We start from the raw sequence: 2,616 nt of genomic DNA on the forward strand, positions 1-2,616 counted from the left end.
TCGGCCGGCTCTTTGGCCGGCCCTGGCTTCTGTCTCATCGTCGCGTCCTCAAGGGCTACGATGAACCAGAAACTCTCTCGCCTTCAATTCACCCAGGCTGTCTCATGAGTGCTGACGGCGGACAATTCAGTAATGCAGCTGACGCAGCCGATTTTGGCATCCAGTCGGAGTAGCGGCGAAGCAGGTAGTCAAAGCGGGTCAGCTGATAAACGGCCTGATCCCAATCTCCCTTTCTCATTCCATTGATGTGACATGGCAGCTTGTCGGTGCCTGGGTCACCGTCGCGTTGGAACCTGAGGAGTACCGACGACACCTGGGCAATCAAGCATTCGCGATCAAGTCGAAGCTCTATACCTTGAAGCTTATTACCCTTGTCGTCATAAAACGACGTCTCAACTGGAAATTTCCGGACGACGTCGGAGCAGTCAGGACCGTACAGGTCAGTGTATGTTCGATTGACGAGAGACTTGAGCATGTTTGCCTTGGATTCTAGCGTCTACGGCTTGCTATTGGCGGAAGGGTTGGAAACCGGATCGCCGGTGAACGGATGGTGGAACAACTGCGGACTGTCCAGTCTTGTATTGTATACCAGCAGCGCCCGACAGGGTTCTAGCGTCGTTGCCGTGCGGACGACATAGGCGACCTTCCCAATAAGATAGGGGATCGGATCGCCCTGGGAGCCATCAGGCTGATGAGCCTCGCGCCAGAGTTCATGCTCCATTGCACAGGCCAACTGACGTTCCCAGGCAACGATGCTCATGTTCAGATTTGGTTCAGGTTCCGGAGCCAGACATTCTCACCCGGTTCGGCGCGAACTTCGCCGGAATGAACTGCATACGCGCTGACAGGCATGTATTGGCCATAGTACCCCCGCCATGCCCCGAACTGGTCCATCACCTGTAGCGGAAACAACAGATGCATTTTCCACGCCATGGATGAAAGCTAGAACTTTTCGCCGCTGAACTCCGGTACTCATCAGGCGAGTCTCTGCTAAATTTTCACAGTCAGGTTTTGAAGAAAGCCGAGTTTGACGAAAGCACTATTCCTCTTCTGACATCAGCGACAAGGGATGTGCTTGGCTGGCCTCGTCACAGGGTAATCACCCCCAAGCGGGCCGCGTGCGCCACGGCATCGGTGCGTCCCACGGCGTCGAGTTTGTCGAGCAGTGATCCGACATGGTACTTGGCGGTGTGCACGGATATGCCCAAACGGCGGGCGATCTCCTTGTTGGAGGCGCCTTCTGCCAGAAGACTCAGGACTTCCAGCTCCCGCGGGGTGAGTGAGATGCCTCCATCGTGGTCAGTCGCACCATGCGCCGAGACCGTCACGACAGCATCAGCCATTTGCCCATTGCCCACAAGACGAACACCCGGTGCGCTCGCCAATACAGCCGCAATCCGGTCTGCCAGCAGAGGATCGGCAATGTCGATGGCGAGCCGGACCGGCTCGAGGCTTGGGGTCTCACTCAACGGAGTGGCCGCTCTCCGATTGTCAGACTGATCTCGCGGGCTTCTCCGGCCCGGCGCAAACCAAGCGTGACCGTCTGACCCACGCTCTCGGGTCCGAGAGCCCGCAGGAGCGACGACACACTTCGCAGCGGCTCGCCATTCCAGGTCATGAGGACATCCCCCTGGCGCAGGCCGGCGGCAGCACCGGGGCCCTGCAGATCGACGCTCATCACCATCACGCCCACTCCCTCTTCTCCCTGAAGCGTGACCTGCTGCAAGCCCAGCCCAAGATAGCCGCGCGAGATTCGTCCGTGCTGCTCGAGCTTCGCCGCAACCCGCTCGATGGTCGCACCTGGAATGACCAGCACACGCCGCCGTGGCCCGAAGACCGCCATCCCGAACGCTTGGCCGGCAGCATTGAGCGCAAGCCCTCCTTCGGCTTGCCCGCGCATCGCGAGATCGAGTTCAAGCCGTGCATCGATCGCACCGCCGCGCAGGCTCTGCCAAGGTCCAGCCACGCGGGAGACAATCCCAAGAGCTGCCGTTGGCGCGCCCTCCTCGGCGCCGACGATCAGAGCAAGCGCGCCGACGGCTGCCGGTATGGCTGCGATCGGAGCTGGTGGCAGATCGGAGCGATCGAGCCGAAGCAGGGCGATGTCGGTGGTGGGATCACGTCCAATGACATGAGCCGCAATGGGCTCATCTCCTGGAGAGATTGCCGCGATGTCCCCCTCGTCTGCCAGAGCCTCATCGGCAGTGACGATCAGACCGGCACGCCAGACGAAACCGCTCGAGCGGGACCGGTGCGAGTGAACGGCGACGATGCTTGAGCTCACGCTCGCGACTACACTGCCAAGAGCCGCGGAGATGTCCTGCAGGTGGATGCTTGAAGCGGGGTCGCTCATGACAGGCTCCTCGTCGTGAGCAGCCATGTGACCACCAAGGCCAGATCCCGACTACTCCCCAGATGGGCAGGCAGATAGCTCGCGTAGGGGAGGCATCGCCAAGGCGCGGAGAAGCCTTTGCAGATATAATCGGCTGCTGCAGAACTCCTTATAGCCGAAGGCAGTCTGAAATAACGGACGAAACTGATTCATCAACGTGCGCAGTCATTCAGGCGGTCGGATCCTGCTCGCGCAGCATCGCCATCACTTCGTCATAGGAAGGC

The 2,616-nt window shown here is 59.9% G+C and carries 3 protein-coding genes; all 3 read right to left on the reverse strand.

Going from position 1 to position 2,616, the window contains the following annotated elements:
- Nucleotides 1-496: 496 nt before the first annotated feature.
- Nucleotides 497-760 (reverse strand): hypothetical protein, encoded by a 264-nt coding sequence (locus tag BN1233_RS41095; RefSeq protein WP_046869466.1) that lies wholly within the window; start codon nucleotides 758-760, stop codon nucleotides 497-499.
- Between the two features lie 328 nt (nucleotides 761-1,088).
- Nucleotides 1,089-1,469, reverse strand: coding sequence for a response regulator transcription factor (locus BN1233_RS41100; RefSeq protein WP_046869467.1), 381 nt, complete (start codon nucleotides 1,467-1,469; stop codon nucleotides 1,089-1,091).
- Entirely contained in the window at nucleotides 1,466-2,353 is an 888-nt protein-coding gene (locus BN1233_RS41105; RefSeq protein ID WP_046869489.1) for a S1C family serine protease, read from the reverse strand. The genes BN1233_RS41100 and BN1233_RS41105 overlap by 4 nt, the downstream gene beginning before the upstream one ends.
- Nucleotides 2,354-2,616 lie beyond the last annotated feature (263 nt).

The organism is Microvirga massiliensis (assembly GCF_001006805.1).
GTDB lineage: Bacteria > Pseudomonadota > Alphaproteobacteria > Rhizobiales > Beijerinckiaceae > Microvirga > Microvirga massiliensis.

Bases quoted from the DNA above. Each gene is read 5' to 3' on its own strand.
- BN1233_RS41095 (WP_046869466.1), bottom strand. From the start codon at position 760: ATGAGCATCGTTGCCTGGGAACGTCAGTTGGCCTGTGCAATGGAGCAT.
- BN1233_RS41105 (WP_046869489.1), bottom strand. From the start codon at position 2,353: ATGAGCGACCCCGCTTCAAGCATCCACCTGCAGGACATCTCCGCGGCT.